The sequence below is a fragment of the Teichococcus oryzae genome (assembly GCF_008386565.1).
Lineage (GTDB): Bacteria > Pseudomonadota > Alphaproteobacteria > Acetobacterales > Acetobacteraceae > Pseudoroseomonas > Pseudoroseomonas oryzae.
The window spans coordinates 1068326-1084803 of record NZ_VUKA01000001.1; the positions used below are offsets into that span (position 1 = coordinate 1068326).

At 68.7% G+C, this 16478-nt stretch carries 14 protein-coding genes; 8 read left to right on the top strand and 6 right to left on the bottom strand.

Annotated elements, in window-relative coordinates:
- Positions 1–12 precede the first annotated feature (12 nt).
- Positions 13–3072, top strand: a complete 3060-nt coding sequence (gene ydiJ / locus F0Q34_RS04950) for a D-2-hydroxyglutarate dehydrogenase YdiJ (RefSeq protein WP_149810978.1) — start codon at positions 13–15, stop codon at positions 3070–3072.
- Between the two features lie 21 nt (positions 3073–3093).
- On the opposite strand, the gene F0Q34_RS04955 is transcribed toward ydiJ, so the two are convergent.
- The gene (locus F0Q34_RS04955) at positions 3094–3990 is read right to left on the bottom strand and encodes a LysR family transcriptional regulator (RefSeq protein WP_149810979.1); all 897 of its coding nucleotides are present in this window, start codon (positions 3988–3990) and stop codon (positions 3094–3096) included.
- Between the two features lie 102 nt (positions 3991–4092).
- On the opposite strand from F0Q34_RS04955, the gene F0Q34_RS04960 reads away from it, so the two are divergent.
- Complete coding sequence (locus F0Q34_RS04960; protein WP_149810980.1) at positions 4093–4809, top strand: ribonuclease activity regulator RraA; 717 nt, start codon at positions 4093–4095, stop codon at positions 4807–4809.
- Between the two features lie 83 nt (positions 4810–4892).
- Complete coding sequence (locus F0Q34_RS04965; RefSeq protein ID WP_149810981.1) at positions 4893–5891, top strand: Bug family tripartite tricarboxylate transporter substrate binding protein; 999 nt, start codon at positions 4893–4895, stop codon at positions 5889–5891.
- Between the two features lie 48 nt (positions 5892–5939).
- Here F0Q34_RS04965 and F0Q34_RS04970 read toward each other — a convergent pair whose 3' ends face one another.
- Entirely contained in the window at positions 5940–6209 is a 270-nt protein-coding gene (locus tag F0Q34_RS04970; RefSeq protein WP_149811281.1) for an HU family DNA-binding protein, read from the bottom strand.
- 163 nt (positions 6210–6372) lie between these two features.
- Positions 6373–7566, bottom strand: coding sequence for an aminotransferase (locus F0Q34_RS04975; RefSeq protein WP_149810982.1), 1194 nt, complete (start codon positions 7564–7566; stop codon positions 6373–6375).
- 402 nt (positions 7567–7968) lie between these two features.
- Here F0Q34_RS04975 and F0Q34_RS04980 point away from each other — a divergent pair, with 402 nt between their 5' ends.
- Entirely contained in the window at positions 7969–8307 is a 339-nt protein-coding gene (locus tag F0Q34_RS04980) for a P-II family nitrogen regulator (protein WP_120007455.1), read from the top strand.
- A 166-nt stretch (positions 8308–8473) separates the two neighbouring features.
- Entirely contained in the window at positions 8474–9910 is a 1437-nt protein-coding gene (gene glnA / locus F0Q34_RS04985) for a type I glutamate--ammonia ligase (protein ID WP_149810983.1), read from the top strand.
- On the opposite strand, the gene F0Q34_RS04990 is transcribed toward glnA, so the two are convergent.
- Positions 9898–10416: an enolase C-terminal domain-like protein gene (locus tag F0Q34_RS04990; protein ID WP_241665320.1), complete on the bottom strand. Its 519-nt coding sequence runs from the start codon at positions 10414–10416 to the stop codon at positions 9898–9900. The two genes, glnA and F0Q34_RS04990, sit on opposite strands and share 13 nt — an antisense overlap.
- Positions 10417–10763: 347 nt before the next feature.
- On the opposite strand from F0Q34_RS04990, the gene F0Q34_RS04995 reads away from it, so the two are divergent.
- On the top strand, positions 10764–12053 hold the full coding sequence (locus F0Q34_RS04995) for an NCS2 family permease (protein WP_206667950.1): 1290 nt from the start codon (positions 10764–10766) through the stop codon (positions 12051–12053).
- A gap of 58 nt (positions 12054–12111) precedes the next feature.
- On the opposite strand, the gene F0Q34_RS05000 is transcribed toward F0Q34_RS04995, so the two are convergent.
- Positions 12112–12840, bottom strand: a complete 729-nt coding sequence (locus F0Q34_RS05000) for a transglycosylase SLT domain-containing protein (RefSeq protein WP_306419377.1) — start codon at positions 12838–12840, stop codon at positions 12112–12114.
- Between the two features lie 83 nt (positions 12841–12923).
- Positions 12924–13643 carry a DUF1194 domain-containing protein gene (locus F0Q34_RS05005; protein ID WP_149810984.1) on the bottom strand — a complete coding sequence of 240 codons (720 nt, stop codon included), beginning with the start codon at positions 13641–13643 and terminating at the stop codon, positions 12924–12926.
- 299 nt (positions 13644–13942) lie between these two features.
- Here F0Q34_RS05005 and F0Q34_RS05010 point away from each other — a divergent pair, with 299 nt between their 5' ends.
- Both F0Q34_RS05010 and F0Q34_RS05015 read left to right on the top strand, forming a co-directional pair.
- A complete protein-coding gene (locus F0Q34_RS05010) occupies positions 13943–15499 on the top strand; it encodes a circularly permuted type 2 ATP-grasp protein (protein WP_456316230.1) in 1557 nt (518 codons plus the stop codon).
- On the top strand, positions 15499–16449 hold the full coding sequence (locus tag F0Q34_RS05015; RefSeq protein WP_149810985.1) for an alpha-E domain-containing protein: 951 nt from the start codon (positions 15499–15501) through the stop codon (positions 16447–16449). Before F0Q34_RS05010 ends, F0Q34_RS05015 begins: the two co-directional genes overlap by 1 nt.
- Positions 16450–16478: the final 29 nt, after the last annotated feature.

Genomic DNA, 16478 nt, shown 5'->3' on the forward strand with positions numbered 1-16478 from the left:
ACTGTCCGCCCGATGATCCCACGTCTCGCCGGCCTTCTGCCCCCGGCCACGCCCGCCCTCGCTTTCCTGGAGGAACTGCGGCTGAGGGGCTTCGCCGGGGATCTTTCGGCGCGGGACGACGACCGGACGGTGCTGGCGACGGACAATTCCATCTACCAGCGCTGGCCCCAGGCGGTGTGCTTCCCGCGCACCCTGGATGACCTGGTGCGGATCGCCAGGGTGTCGGCCGATCCGCGCTTCCACGGGGTGCATTTCGCGCCCCGTGGCGGCGGCACCGGCACCAACGGACAGTCGCTCACGGATGGGGTGGTGGTGGACATGTCCCGCCACATGAACCGCATCCTGGAGATCAACGAGGCCGAAGGGTGGGTCCGTGTCGAGCCGGGCGTGGTGAAGGACGCGCTGAACGCGGCGCTCAAGCCGCTCGGCCTGTTCTTCGCCCCGGAATGCTCCACCAGCAACCGTGCGACCATGGGGGGCATGATCTCCACCGATGCCTGCGGGCAGGGCTCCTGCCTGTATGGCAAGACGCGCGACCATGTGCTGGAACTGAAGGTCGTGCTGCTCGACGGCACGGTGTGGAACTCGGCGCCGATGGATGACGCGGAGCTGTCCGCCGTCACCCGCCGGCAGGACATGGTGGGCGCCATCCACCGCGTCGCCGACGGCATCGCGCGGGAACAGGCATCGCTGATCGCCGAGCGTTTCCCCAAGCTCAATCGCTGCCTCACCGGCTATGACCTAGCCCATCTGCGGGACGGGGAGGGGCGGTTCAACCTCAATTCCGTGCTGTGCGGCTCCGAGGGCACGCTGGCGATGATCGCCGAGGCCAAGATCCGCGTCCTGCCGATCCCGAAGCGCAGCGCGCTGGTGAATCTGCGCTACGGCTCCTTCGACGCGGCGCTGCGCGATGCGCGGGTGCTGATGGCGCTCGGCGCCGCCTCGGTCGAGACGGTGGACAGCAAGGTGCTCGGGCTGGCGCGCGGCGACATCGTGTGGGAGGGCATCAAGGAATTCTTCCCCGACGATCCCGAAGGCGTCGCTGCCGGCATCAACCTCATCGAGTTCGTCGGCGATGATGAGGAGGAAGTGCGCGCCAAGCTTTCCCCGGTGGAGGCGCGGCTGGCGGAGGAAGGCAAGCAGTTCGGCCGCCGCGGCTACACCGTGGCCTGGGACGCGGCGGGGGAGCGTATCCAGGGCATGCGCAAGCGCGGCGTGGGCCTGCTCGGCAACATGCAGGGCGAGAAGCGGCCCATCCCCTTTGTCGAGGACACCGCCGTCCCGCCCGAGAACCTCGCCGATTTCATCGCCGAGTTCCGCGCGGCGCTGGACCGGCGCGGGCTGGAATACGGCATGTTCGGCCATGTCGATGCCGGCGTGCTGCATGTCCGCCCGGCCATCGACATGAAGGAGGAAGGCGCCGAGGCCCGCATCCGCGCCATCTCCGACGAGGTTTTCGCGCTGACGCGCAAGTATAACGGCCTGCTCTGGGGCGAGCATGGCAAAGGCGTGCGCTCGGAATACGTGCCGGAGGTGTTCGGGCCGCTCTACCCCTCGCTTCAGGCGCTGAAGGCGGCCTTCGATCCACGCAACCAGCTCAACCCCGGCAAGATCGCGGCCCCGAATGGCGAAGCGCTGCTGGCCATTGACGCCGTCCCGATGCGCGGCCAGTTGGACCGCACCGTGCCCGCCCCGGTGCGCGCCGCCTATGAGGAGGCACTGCACTGCAACGGCAATGGCGCCTGCTTCAACTACGACCCGCAGGACGCGATGTGCCCCTCCTACAAGGGGACGGGGGACCGCCGGCATTCGCCGAAAGGCCGCGCCATGCTGTTCCGTGAATGGCTGCGGCAGCTTTCGGCGCAGGGCGTCGATCCGGCGGCGGAGGCGAAGCGGCTGCGCGCCGGCTCGCCTTTCGCGGGATTGGCCGGGCGCATCCGCAACACCCTGGCCTGGCGGCGGGGGGAGGCGGATTTCTCGCATGAGGTGAAGGAGGCCATGGATGGCTGCCTCGCCTGCAAATCCTGTTCCGGCCAGTGCCCGATCAAGGTGGATGTGCCGAGCTTCCGGGCGAAGTTCCTGGAGCTCTATCATGGTCGTTATCTGCGGCCGCTGAAGGACCACCTGATCGGCCAGCTTGAGGTGCTGCTGCCGCTCGGGGCGCAGATGCCGAGGCTGGCCAACGCGGTGATGGGCAGCGGCATCGGCCGCGCCCTGGCGGCCAAGGCCGGGCTGGTGGATGCGCCGCTGTTCTCCGGCCTGGACCTGATGGCGGAGGCGGCCCGGCGCGGCATCGCCCGCGCCACGCCCGAGGCCCTGGCCGCCCTGCCCGAGGCCGAGCGGGAGCGGCACGTGGTCATCGTGCAGGACGCCTTCACCAGCCATTTCGAGACCGGGCTGGTGCTGGACCTGGCCGAGGCGCTGTGGCTGATGGGCTTCACGCCCTGGATCGCGCCCTTCCGGCCCAACGGCAAGCCGCTGCATGTGCATGGCTTCCTGGCCCGCTTCGGCCGGCAGGCTGAGCGCAACGCGGCCATGCTGCGCGACCTGGCGCGCAGCGGCGTCGGGCTGGTGGGCGTCGATCCCTCCATCACCCTGACCTATCGCGGCGAGTATCGCGATGCCATGCGGGGGGAGGTGGCGCCGGTGCTGCTGCCGCAGGAATGGCTGGCCAAGCGCCTGCACCTGATCCCGGCGCGGGCCCGGGGCGAGAGCTTCGCCCTGCTGCCGCATTGCACGGAGCGGACCAACGCGGCCGCCTCGGTGAAGGACTGGCAGGCGGTGTTCGCGCATCTGGGCGCGCCGCTCGCCGTGCTCGCATCTGGCTGCTGCGGCATGGCCGGCACCTTCGGGCATGAAGCGGAGCATCGCGATCTCTCGGAAAGGCTCTACGGCCTGAGCTGGAAGGCGCATGTGGCCCGCGAAGGCGAGCGTCTGCTGGCCAGCGGCTATTCCTGCCGCTCCCAGGTTAAGCGGTTCGATGGCGTCACGCTGCGGCATCCGGTGCAGGCGCTGCTTCTGCGGCTGCGGGAAGCGCCCCTTCCCATGGAGCGCGAGCGCGAGGCCGCCTGAAGGCCGCGCCCCGCGGCACTGTCATCCCGGCGGAAGGGGCGGGGCCACGGCGTTTCCGCTTTCCGCCGGCTGGTCAAGGAATGCCCGCACCACCCGAGCCCGCGCCGGGTTGCGCGTCCATATCAAGCCGACCCGCCGCGGCGGCACCGGCAAGGGGAGGGGCAGCTTGACCAGCGACAATCCCGCCGGCCAGGGCGGTGCCCAGTCCGGCACAAGGGACACGCCGAGCCCCCGGTCCACCATCACCGCAATGGCATCCAGCGCATCCAGCTCGAAGCGTTCGCGTGGCCGCAGGCGGGCCTCGCGCAGGTAGCGGTCGGCGATACGGCCGCCCCATTGGTTGCGGTCGTAGCGGATAAAGGGCGCGGCGCTTAGCAGGATGTGCGGGTCCTGGCCGGCCAGGACGGCGGGTGCGAGGGCAACCAGGGGCTCCTCCCGCAGCAGGCGCCAGTCGCAGCTTTTCGGCAGGGCGAATTCCGGCTGGACGATCAGCGCGATGTCGAGGTCGCCGGCCACCACGCGCTGATACAGCTCGGAGGAGATGCCGGGTGACACATGCACTTCCAACTGCGGAAAGCGGGCGGCCAGCCCGGCCAGCAGCGATGGCAGCAGCCCGGTCAGGCCGGTGGCGATGGCGCCCAGGCGCAACTCGCCGGAAACGCCGCTTTCCGAGGCGCTGTCGCGCAGGTCCCGCAGGTCGCGCAGAAGGGCGCGGGCGCGCGGAAGGATGGCCAGCCCCGCTTCCGCCGGCACCACGGCTCGGCCGGCGCGCTGCAGCAGCGGGGCGCCGAGATCGGCTTCCAGCGTCTGGATGCGCTGCGCCAGCGCCGCCGGCGTCAGGTGCAGGCGGCGGGCCGCGCCGGCGATCGAGCCTTCCTCGACCACGGCGACGAAGCTTTCCAGGAAGCGTGTGTCCATGAATCGGAAAAACTATCGAATGAAAGCAGGAAAGAAAGGCTTTTCCGATCCTGGCCGGTTGCCGCAGGATGGCAGCGACGCGACCATCAGGAAGACCAGACCATGCCTGTCGAAATCCAGCCGCTCGATCCCAAGGTGAAGGACACCCTGTCCGCCATCTCCACCGCGACGCTGACCACGGTGCTGCTGAAGAAGGGCCTGCGCAATGTGTGGATGCGCGGCACCCGCCCGCTGAAGCCGGGCCAGCCGCGCCTGGTCGGCCGCGTCTTCACGCTGCGCTTCGTGCCGGCCCGCGAGGATCTGGCGACCCCCGAATCCTGGTCCAACCCGATCTCCACCCGCGCCGCCATCGAGGCGATGCCGGAAGGCGTGATCGTGGTGGCCGACGCCATGGGTGTTACCGATGCCGGCATCTTCGGCGACATCCTGTGCGCCCGCATGGCGAAGAAGCAGGTCGCGGCGCTGATCACCGACGGCGTGGTGCGCGATGCGTCGGGCGTGATCGGCACAGGGCTGCCGGTGTGGTGCCAGGGCGCCGCCGCGCCGCCCTCCGTCGCCGGCCTGACCTTCGTGAACTGGCAGGAGCCGGTGGGCTGCGGCGGCGTCGCCGTGTTCCCGAACGACGTCGTGGTGGTGGATGATGATGGCGCGGTGCTGATCCCGCAGGCCCTGCTTTCCACCGTGGTCGAGATGGCCGCGGAGCAGGAGGCGCTGGAAAGCTGGATCATGTCCGAGGTCGAGGGCGGTGCCTCGCTGCCAGGCCTGTATCCGCCGAATGCCGAGAACAAGGCACGCTACGAAGCCAGCCGCAACAAGTAAGCCGACCCGCCCGCAGGGTTTCACGCCCCCAGGTGAGAGGGGCGGGCCCTGCGGGTACGAGGGAGAAGATGGAGACAGGAAAGATGGCCATATCCCGCCGCCAATTCGTCGCGGGCGGGGCTGCCCTCGGTGCCCTCGCGGCGCTGGGCCGCCCCGCCTTGATCCGCGGCGCGCATGCCGCGACCGCCTGGCCCGAGCGGCCAATCACGGTGGTGGTTCCCTTTCCGCCGGGGGGCGGAGTGGACCAGATGGCCCGGCTGATCGCCCAGGCGGCGCAGCGGCATCTGCCCAACAGCACCTTCGTGGTCGAGAACCGGCCGGGTGCCGGCAGCCAGATCGGCATGGAATACGCCTTCACCGCGCGGCCGGACGGCTACACCCTGTGCGCCGTGACCTCGCCGGCGATGATGACCATCCCTTATGAGCGCCCCGTGCGCTACCGGGTGGCGGAGTTCGAGTATCTGGCGAATGTGGTGGATGATCCGGGCGGCTTGTGGGTGAAGCAGGATTCGCCGATCCGCGACCTCGCCGACATGCTGCAGCGGGCGAAGACCACGTCGGGGGGCCTCACCCTCGGCACCACCGGCATCGGCTCCGACGACCATCTGCTGATGCTGGAACTGGAGCAGGCGGTGCCGGGCGTGAAGTTCAGCCATGTGCCGTTCAACGGCGCCGCTCCGTTGCAGACGGCGGTGCTGGGCGGGCATCTGGATGTGGGCTGCTTCAATGTCAGCGAAGGCAATCCGGGCTTCCGCGATGGCCGCTTCCGCTGCCTCGGCCAGGCGGGCGCGCAGCGCGACCCGGCACTGCCGGAGGTGGCAACGCTGACTGAGCAGGGCGTCGAGGTGATCGCCGGCGCGCAACGCGGCATTGTCGGACCTCCCGGCATGCCGGCGGAAGCGCGCCAGGCATTGCTCGCGGCCTTCGGGGCGGCCCTGGCGGACCCGCAATTCCGCGCGGAAGCGCAGAAGGTGCAGTTGCCGCTGAAGCCGATGCTGGGGGAGGATTACCGCAAGGCCGTTCTGGGCCTGGATGCGCGGTTGCAGCAGATGTGGTCACGCAAGCCCTGGCGCGACCAGTGAGGTGATGGCGTGGCGCCGCCTCCAGGCAGGCGGCGCCACCCCGTTCGATCAAACGGCCTTGCGCAGGTTGGGCGAAGGCTTGAAGCGCACGGTCTTGCTGGCCTTCACCTTCACAGGTTCCCCTGTGCGCGGGTTCATGGCCTTGCGGGCCTTGGTCTTGCGCACGGAGAACGTGCCGAAGCTCGGCAGTGTGAAGCCGCCGTTCTTCTTCATTTCCTCGACGATGGCGGAAATCAGTTCGCCCGCGGCGCGGCTGGCGGCCACGCCGGTGCAGCCGGTCGCATCCTGGATGACCTGGGTGATGAAAGCCTTGGACATTGTGTCTTTGACTCGTCTTGCCTGTGCTTGAACCTTTGGCACGCGATCATTTTCGACGCAGTGCTACCCGGCAATCCTTGCCTTGGCCGCGGAATGTTCGGCCGCACTGTGGCAGGAAGAAGGCAAAGCGGATGGCGCCCGCCAAACGGACGGGCGCCAATGTTCAGCCGGCCTGCGCCAGGGCCGAGGGACCATGCGACGCCTTCCAGGCCGACAGCCGCCGCAGCGCTTCCTCCAGCACTTCGAGCCGCTTGCAGAAGGCGAAGCGGATGAAGTGCCGCGGCGCGTCGGCGCCGGCATAGAAGGCCGAGACGGGAACGGCGGTGACCTTGGCCACCTCGGTGAGGTGGCGGCAGAAGGCCACGTCATCGCCGGCGAAGCCCAGCGGCGTGAAGTCGGCGGTGATGAAGTAGCTGCCCTGGCACGGCAGCAGCGTGAAGCCAAGCTTCGCCAGCCCGGCCGCGAGGAAGTCGCGGCGCTCCTGCAGGCTTTCCGAAAGCCCCGCGAAATAGGCATCATCCTTCGACAGGCCCACCGCCACGGCGCGCTGCAGGTTGGGCGGCGTGGTGAAGGTCAGGTTCTGGTGCGCCTTGGCCACATTGGGCGCCAGGGAGCGGTCGCAGGTGATGTAGCCGACCTTCCAGCCGGTCAGGCTGAAGGTCTTGCCGGCGGAGCCGATGCGCATGCAGCGCTCCCGCATCCCCGGCAGCGTCATCAGCGGAATGTGCTTCCAGCCATCGAAGGTCAGGTGCTCATACACCTCGTCGCACACGGCATAGGTGTCGTGGCGCTGGCAAAGCTCGGCGATGAAGGCCAGTTCGGCGGCGGTGAACACCTTGCCGGCCGGGTTCATCGGGGTGTTGAGCAGGATCGCCTTGGTCTTCGGGCCGAAGGCGGCGGCCAGCTCGGCGCGCGGCAGCTCCCATTTCGGCGGCGAAAGGCGCACTATGCGCGGTACGGCGCCGAGCAGCTTCACCACCGGAAGGTAGATGTCGTAGAGCGGTTCCAGCAGCACCACCTCGTCGCCCGGGTTCAGCACCGCCATCAGCGAGGCGGTGATGGCCTCCGTGGCGCCGGAGGTGACCACCACCTCGGCTTCCGGATCGACCGACAGCCCGTAGAACCGGCGGTTGGCCTCCGCCACGGCGCGGCGAAGCTCCGGCAGGCCGGTCAGCGGCGGATACTGGTTGCGGCTGTCGAGCAATGCGTCGGCGGCGGCGCGCACCACATCCTCGGGCCCCTCATAGTCGGGGAAGCCCTGGCCGAGGTTGATGGCGCCATGCTGCGTGGCGAGCGCCGACATGACCGTGAATACGGTGGTGCCGGTGGCGGAAAGCAAGTCGTTCTGCGGCTTCATGATGGGCTTTGAACCGGTCCCGTGATGGCCCCGCGGGAGCATCCGCCGGGGCATGGCGCGGCCCGCTTCTCCGGGGCTGCTGGAAACCCCCGCCCCGGCCTCGGGCGAGGGGGGATCATGCGGGGATGGGGGCCAGGATGCAACCGCATCCGCCGCATGGCTGCCTTTTCCGCAGGCAGCCTGCCTGCCGGACGGGCTTCGGCCTGCCTGGGAGCCGGAAAAACCCCGCAGCATCCCATTGCCGCGCCCGGCTGCCCCATGCGACACAGCAACCGAGCCGCTCCAAGCCCCGGACGGCCATAGCCGGGCGGAATTCGGAGCGGAGGACCTGGGGGGAAGGAAGGACGGAACGCATCTCTTGGCGGCGGCGCCGCGACGGGATGGGGACCGTGAATGGAGCCGATGAAGAAGATCGAGGCGATCATCAAGCCCTTCAAGCTCGACGAGGTGAAGGACGCCCTGCACGAGATCGGGCTGCAAGGCCTGACCGTGGTCGAGGCCAAGGGATTTGGCCGGCAGAAAGGCCATACCGAGTTGTACCGCGGCGCCGAATATGTCGTCGACTTCCTGCCCAAGGTGAAGATCGAGGTGGTCTGCGCCGACGATCTGGCCGAACGCGCCATCGAGGCCATCCAGGCCGCCGCCCGCACCGGGCGCATTGGCGATGGCAAGATCTTCGTTTCCGACGTGCAGGAAGTGATCCGCATCCGCACCGGGGAGCGGGGCGAGGACGCGGTCTGATCGCAGCCTGAGGTTTCCGCCGCCGTCGCCGGCACAAGGTGCACGGCGCGCATGGGCGCGGCCCCAGGAATGGCGTCAGCTTCGCCGTTTCGCAGCCGCCATGGCGCCGGGGAAAACCGGCGCCGTGACATGGATTAAGTGTTGTTAGGGAACAGGACCACACACGATGGCGAAGAAGCCCGCAGCCGCAGCGTCCAACGCGGTTTCCAAGGTCATGGAGATGATCAAGGAGAACAGCGTCGAGTACGTGGACTTCCGGTTCACGGACCCGAAGGGCAAGTGGCACCACACGGCCCAGCACGTCTCCACCATGGAGGAGGACATGTTCACCGACGGCATCATGTTCGACGGTTCCTCGATCGGCGGCTGGAAGGCCATCAACGAGTCCGACATGATCCTGTTGCCGGACGCTGCGTCCGCCTGCATGGACCCGTTCGCCGCGAAGCCGCAGCTGATCCTGTTCTGCGACATCATCGAGCCCTCGACCGGCCAGGCCTATAGCCGCGACCCGCGCTCCACCGCCAAGAAGGCCGAGGCCTATGTCGCCTCCACCGGCATCGGCGATGCCGCGCTGTTCGGCGCCGAGGCCGAGTTCTTCATCTTCGACAACGTGAAGTTCGGCACGGGCGGCAATTACGGCATCTACCAGCTCGACAGCATCGAGGGCCCGGGCGCCAGCCTGAAGGACTTCCCCGAGGGCAACATGGGCCACCGCCCGCTGGTGAAGGGCGGCTACTTCCCGGTGAACCCGGTCGACAGCGAGGTCGACCTGCGCGCCGAGATGCTGTCCACCATGATCGAGATGGGCGTGGCCGGCGAGAAGCACCACCATGAGGTGGCGCAGTCGCAGCACGAGCTGGGCACCAAGTTCGGCCCGCTGGTGCAGCACGCCGACCACATGCAGATCTACAAGTATGTGATCCACAACGTCGCGCACAGCTACGGCAAGACCGCCACCTTCATGCCGAAGCCGATCTATGGCGACAATGGCTCGGGCATGCATGTCCACCAGTCGATCTGGAAGAACGGCAAGCCGGTCTTCGCGGGCAACGGCTATGCCGACCTGTCGAACGAAGCGCTTTACTACATCGGCGGCATCATCAAGCACGCCAAGGCGCTGAACGCCTTCACCAACCCGTCCACCAACTCCTACAAGCGCCTGATCCCGGGCTTCGAGGCGCCGGTGCTGCTGGCTTATTCCGCCCGCAACCGCTCGGCCTCCTGCCGCATCCCCTATGCGACGAGCCCGAAGGCCAAGCGCGTCGAGGTGCGCTTCCCGGACCCGACGGCGAACCCCTACCTGGCCTTCTCGGCGATGCTGATGGCCGGCCTCGACGGCATCAAGAACAAGATCCATCCGGGCGAAGCCATGGACAAGGATCTGTATGACCTGCCGCCCGAGGAGCTGAAGGGCATCCCGACGGTGTGCGGCTCGCTGCGCGAGGCGCTGGAAGCCCTGGCCGCCGACCACGAGTTCCTGCTCGCGGGCGACGTGTTCTCGAAGGACCAGATCGAGTCCTATATCGAGCTGAAGTGGCAGGACGTGTATCGCTTCGAGCACACCCCGCACCCGGTCGAGTTCGAGATGTACTACTCCGTCTGATCGCGGCGCGATCGGATGCCGGCCGGGGAGGGAAACCTCCCCGGCCTTTTTCGTTGCCCGACGGCGAACAGGTGCCGCGCGCATCCGGCACCACCATGACGCCGCCGCGATGGGCGATCCGTCCTTCCGGCACATTCCCGGTCAGCACATGGTGCGGCAGGTGGAACTCGCAGCCGAGCGAGATGCTGGGCGTCGCCGCGATCAGCTGCCGGCTGCTCGATGAAGGTGGGCCGGAAACGGTCCACGTCGCGCAGCACTGTCCTGGCGCGGAACGGCTCCATGTAGTCCAGGCCAAGACCGATGCCGTTTCCGAAGCCGTCTCGGATGGCTTCCGGATGCGCCATGTCGTCGGCATGCGGCTGCACGCCGGTCTTCGCCTTGAACAGGCGGTTGCCGGCCGCGACCATGGCTTTCATCCGTTCCAGGTCGGCGGCGAAATCGGGGTCGGCGAGGGAGAAGGAAAGGGGAGCGGCGTCCCGAACCCGCCCGCCGAGCAGGTGCGCCACGCTTATCTCCTATCTCCGCGCATGTCCCGAGGATGTCCAGCAGCACCATCCCCACCGGCATCCAGCTTTCGGGATGGCCCACCAGCGCGCGGTCCATCGCCGCCGGCAGCGTGCGCGGCCGGCGCGCATGGGCACCGATCACCATTCGCTTGCCTGCGCGGCGCGTGCCGCCATGCATGTCCGGTTTCGCATCCAGAGCACGCCAGGCACTCGGCTTCGCCTGCCTTCATTTCTTGGCCTTCATACGCCGGGCCACGGGAGGGCAGGCGGCAACCTGATGCCGATTGCTGGAACAGCCACGCCGCCCCTACTCTTGTTGCAGCACAGCAACCGCGGGAGACGCCGCTTTGGATCGTTTTTTTGGCCTCACCGAGCGCGGCACCAATCCGCGCCGGGAAATGCTCGCAGGCCTCGCCACCTTTCTCACCATGGCCTACATCGTGGTGGTCAATCCAGGCATGATGGCAAGCGCGGGCATTGACCACGGCGCGGCCTTCGTCGCCACCTGCCTCGCCGCCGCGATCGGCTCCGCGCTGATGGGCCTGCTGGCCAACTATCCCGTGGCGCTGGCGCCGGGCATGGGGCTGAACGCCTATTTCGCCTTCGCCGTGGTGGGCGGCATGGGCGTGCCCTGGCAGGTGGCGCTGGGCGCCGTGTTCCTGTCCGGCATGATCTTCTTCGCCGTGTCGATCTCCGGCTTCCGCGAATGGCTGATCAACTCCATCCCCATTTCGCTGAAGCTCGGCATCGCCGCCGGCATCGGCTTCTTCCTCGGGCTGATCGGGCTGCGCGGCATGGGGCTGGTGGCGGACAACCCGGCCACGCTGGTGTCGCTGGGCTCGCTCAAGGAAACGGCGACCTTGTTGTCCTGCATCGGCTTCGTGCTGACGGCCGGGCTGGTGGCGCGCGGCATCACGGGCGGCATTGTCATCGGTATCCTGGTGACGGCGCTGCTCGGGCTGCCCTTCGGGCTGACGCAGTTCAACGGCGTCTTCTCCATGCCGCCCTCGCTGGAGCCGACCTTCCTGCAGATGGATCTGGCCGGCGCCATCGGGCTCGGGCTGCTCGGCATCGTCTTCACCTTCTTCATCGTCGACCTGCTGGACAATGCCGGCACGCTGATCGCGACCACGCACCGCGCGGGGCTGATGCGGAAGGATGGCTCGGTGCCGCGGCTCGGGCGGGCGCTGATGGCGGATTCGGGAGGGGCCATGATCGGCGCCGCCCTCGGCACCTCCACCACCGTGTCCTACATCGAAAGCGCGGCGGGGGTGCAGGCGGGCGGCCGCACGGGGCTGACGGCACTGACGGTGGCGGCCCTGTTCCTGCTGACGCTGTTCCTGGCACCGCTCGCGACCTCCATCCCGGCCTTCGCCACGGCGCCGGCCCTGGTGCTGGTGGCCTGCCTGATGGCGCAGAGCCTGCGCGACATCGAGTGGGAGGATGCGACGGAATACATGCCGGCCATCGTCACCGCCCTGGCCATGCCCTTCACCTTCTCCATCGCCACCGGCATCGGCCTGGGCTTCATCGCCTATGCGCTGGTGAAGGTGGTGGCGGGCCGGGCAGGGCAGGTGGGCGGCGCGGTGTGGGTGATCGCCGCCGCCTCGGCGGTGAAGTTCTGGCTGCAAAGCTGATTGAAGGGGCGGCCGGCATCCGGTCCGGCCGCTCCCGGGGCAAATCAGTCCAGGGGGCTCATTCCGGCGCTTCCGCCAGTTCCAGCAGGGCCTGGCCGTCGCGGCGCATCCGGGCCATGTGGCTGCCGCCGCAATTCGGCCGGCCGAGCGCGGTGCTGTTGGGGCTCGTGACCTGCAGCTTGGCCTGCACGCGGCAGACCAGCTTGTTGTCCTTGGGCCCCGCCCCGTTCCAGCGGCGGATGGCGGCGGCCCAGTTGCCCGAGCTGTCGTAATGCTGGCGCAGGTAGCGCGCGGCCCAGTCCGCGGCGCGCCGGGGGTCCAGCGGCCAGTCGCTGCCATTGCTGGCATGCACCTTGGTGTTCACCTGGACACAACCGGCCATGACCGATCCCCTGGCCGAGGACCGGGCAAGCAAGGTCCGGGCTTCAGCGCGGGAATCGGGATAAAAGGCGCGGCCCCCCACACTGATGGCATGGGCGTGCAGCCCGGACTCTGCCAGGGCCAAGGCCACCAGCAACCCGTCAGGCAGGTCATACTTCGCCTCGGCCGCGCGAACCGCGTCCAGGCAGGCGGAACGGGGGCTGGCTTCAGCCGGCGTTCCATGCAGCAAAGGCGCCGCCAGCAGTGCGGCACCCAGGAAAAGCCCCTTCCACCCTGTCGGGCGGCTTCTGCGGGGGGCGGTTAGGCCTCTCGGGCGAGGCGGGAAGGCGCTCCTTGCCTCTTGGCAGTGGAACGCCGCGGGGCTTGGACGGCGGGAAGCCGCCATCCTGCAGATCGCGGACGTCATCCAGCGGGGCTACCACGCGCCCGGCGCGGGTGGAACAAAATTCCACCCGGGGGAGGCCAGGCTTGATCTATGGAAACCGGGTCTTAAGCCGCGGGCGCGGCCTCCGGTGGTCCGGCGGCGATCTCCCGCACCAGCTTGGCCCGCAAGGCGCGGGCGAAGTCGTCCCGCCCGGCGGCGGTCATCACGAAGGCACCGGGGCCACCGATCACCTCCGCCTCGTAACGGCGGGCAAGGCCGCCTCCCTCGCGCTCGATGGCCAGGGCATTGATGGTGATGCCGCCCGCCACGGCGTCATCGCGTGCGTGGGCAGCCGGGCGATTGCCTCGCATGTCCGGCGCATCGCCCGAAAGGTCGATCACCGCCCGCGTGGCCTCAAAGGGGCAGGCGCCGATCAGCACGGCGGCATGGTCCAGCGCATCGCCGATGGCGTTCCAGCTCTGGGGGGAGCGGGGGGCGTCGCGGAACCGCCCTGCCAGGGCCTCGGCCCCGGCGGCATCGCGCACCAATTGCCACGGCACCACGGTTTCGGCGCCGCCGGGCGCGCCCCATTCCACCATGGCGATGGCGACGCCACCCAGCAGGCCGCCGGCGATGGCCGCCAGCACCGCGGGATGCGTCACCGCCTCGGCGCAGCCCTCGCGCTGCAGGCGGAACTCCTCCGGCCCGATGCTGCCCGAGGCATCCACCGCCAGCACCAGCGCCACATCGACCGCCGGGCTTCCGCTCGCCGCCCTGGACCCGGCGAATGGCCGCAACGGCAGCGCGGTCAACAAGGCGGAGGCAATCAGAGGGCGTCGGAGCATGGTGTTCCCCGGCTGTTGCGGCGTTCCTGCTGCGGCGGAGTTGGGCCCGCCCGGCGCGCCCGCAAGGCGGGAAAGCGGCGCGAAACGCCGAAGGGATGGTCAGTTCTGGCGCCGGCTTGGGCATGGCGCGGCTTCCGCCACGCCGACGGGGCATAATGTTGCGTGAACTCCGCTTGCGCGGAGCCACTCTGGCGCGTTCAACTTCCATGTCACCGCCGCCATGGGCGTCCCCCGCATGCGGGACGCCGAAGGGAGGGATGGCACTGCGCTGCGCAACCCCTGAGGACGCCGGAAGAAACGTGGCTGATCGCCCTGCTCCCGCCTTCGATGAGATGCATGCCGATGGCGGCATCCGCCCTCCCTATCTGGAGATAGCCCGGTTCCTGGAGGCAGGCGGGCAGGCCGCCCTGGAGCAGAAGCGCCGGGAGGCGGAGGTGCTGTTCCGCCGCATCGGCGTCACCTTCGCCGTCTATACCGAGGGCGGCGACCCGGAGCGGCTGATCCCCTTCGACGTCATTCCCCGCATCCTGTCGCGCATGGAATGGGAAAGGCTCAGCCAGGGACTGGAACAGCGGGTGCGGGCGCTCAACGCGTTCCTGGCCGACGTTTATGGCCCGCAGGAGATCATCAAGGCGGGCCGCATCCCGGCCGATCTGGTGCTGCGGAACGAGGGCTATTTGCCGCAGATGGTGGGCTTCACCCCGCCCGGGGGCGTCTACACCGTGATCTCCGGCATCGACCTAGTGCGCACAGGCCCCGACCAGTTCTATGTGCTGGAGGATAATTGCCGCACCCCCTCCGGCGTGTCCTACATGCTGGAGAACCGGGAAGCGATGCTGCGGCTGTTCCCCGAGGCCTTCACGCGCCACCGGATCGCGCCCGTGTCCCATTACCCCGAGGAATTGCTGGAAACCCTGAAAAGCATCGCCCCGTCCAGCTGCCAGGGGGAGCCCTGCGTGGTGGTGCTGACTCCCGGCCCCTACAACAGCGCCTATTACGAGCATTCCTTCCTGGCCGACGAGATGGGCGTCGAACTGGTGGAAGGCGCCGATCTCTTTGTCCGCGACAAGGTGGTGTACATGCGCACCACGGCCGGGCCCCGGCGGGTGGACGTGATCTACCGCCGCATCGACGATGAGTACCTGGACCCGGAGGCGTTCCGGCCCGACAGCGCGCTTGGCGTCGCCGGGCTGATGGAGGCCTACCGCGCCGGCAATGTGGCGCTCGCCAACGCGCCCGGGGCGGGCATCGCCGACGACAAGGCGGTTTATCCCTTTGTGCCGGAGATGGTGCGCTTCTACCTGAAGGAGGAGCCGATCCTGCAGAACGTGCCCACCTTCATGTGTGAGCGCGAGGCGGATCGGGAGCATGTTCTGGCCAATCTCGACAAGCTGGTGGTGAAGCTGGCGCGCGGCTCCGGCGGCTATGGCATGCTGGTGGGGCCGCATGCGACGGAGGAGCAGCGGGCCGAGTTCGCTGACCGCATCCGCGCCCGCCCGGGCGACTACATCGCGCAGCCGACCCTGGCGCTCTCGACCGTGCCCACCTTGTGCGAAGGTAAGGTGGCGTCGCGCCATGTGGACCTGCGCCCCTTCATCCTGTTCGGCCGCAGCATCCGCATGGTGCCGGGGGGGCTGACCCGGGTGGCGCTGCGCGAGGGTTCCCTGGTGGTCAATTCCAGCCAAGGCGGCGGCACCAAGGACACCTGGGTGCTGGATGACCCGCCGAAGCCGGGCCAGGCGCAATCCGCGGGGCCGCGGGGCCTGGCGCAAACCATGGACGGCATGACGCAAAGCATGCCGCCCCTGCCACCCCTTCCGGATGCGGCCAATGATCCCGGGCGGGGATTCCGCTGATGCTGTCCCGCACCGCCGACAGCCTGTTCTGGCTCGGCCGTTATTCCGAACGCGCCGGCAACGTCGCCCGCGGCCTTGGCGCCACGCTGCGCATGGCGCTTCTGGCGGAACCGGCCGATGGGGCGGAACGCGAATGGCGGGCCTTGATGGTCGCTGCCGGATGCGAGCACGGCTTTCGCGAGCGCCACGAAGCCGCGGCGCATGAGGCCGCCATCCACTGGCTGACACTGGATCCGGCCAATCCTTCCGGCATCGCCGCAAGCGTGGAATCCGCGCGGCGCAACGCCCGCTCCGTCCGGACGGCGCTGACCGTGGACATGTGGGAGGCGATCAACGACACCTGGCTCGAATTCCGCCGCCTGGATTCCGGCGCCATCAAGGGAGACAGGCTTCCCGGTTTCCTCGACTGGGTGAAGTCACGCACGCTGCTGTTCAACGGCGCCGCCGCCGACACCATGCTGCGCGACGATGCCTGGCGCTTCACCCAGCTCGGAACCATCCTGGAGCGGGCGGACAACACGGCGAGGCTGCTGGATTCCCGGCATGGCGCCTTCGCGCCCGACGTGTCGGCGGATGCGGCGTGCTACGCCCATTGGCAGGCCGTGCTCCGCTCGGTGGGCGCGCTGCGGGCCTATCAGCATGTTTATCACGCCCGGCTGGACCCGAGGCGGGTGGCGGAACTGCTGCTGATGCGCACCGAGCTGCCCCGGTCGCTGCTGTCCTGCTATGCCCGTGTCGAGCGGACGCTCCAGACCATCGCCAACGCCAATGGCGGCAATCCGGGGGAATGCCAGCGCCTGGCCGGCGCCCTGCATGCCAAGCTCCGCTTCGGCCGGCTCGACAGCATCCTCGATGGCGGGCTGCACGGCTTCCTCACCGGCATCATCGACGAGAATATCACCCTGGGCCAGGAGATCGCGGCGCGCTATCTGAACGGCAAGAACGCCTGACGCGCGATCATGCCGGGTTCATGCTCGCG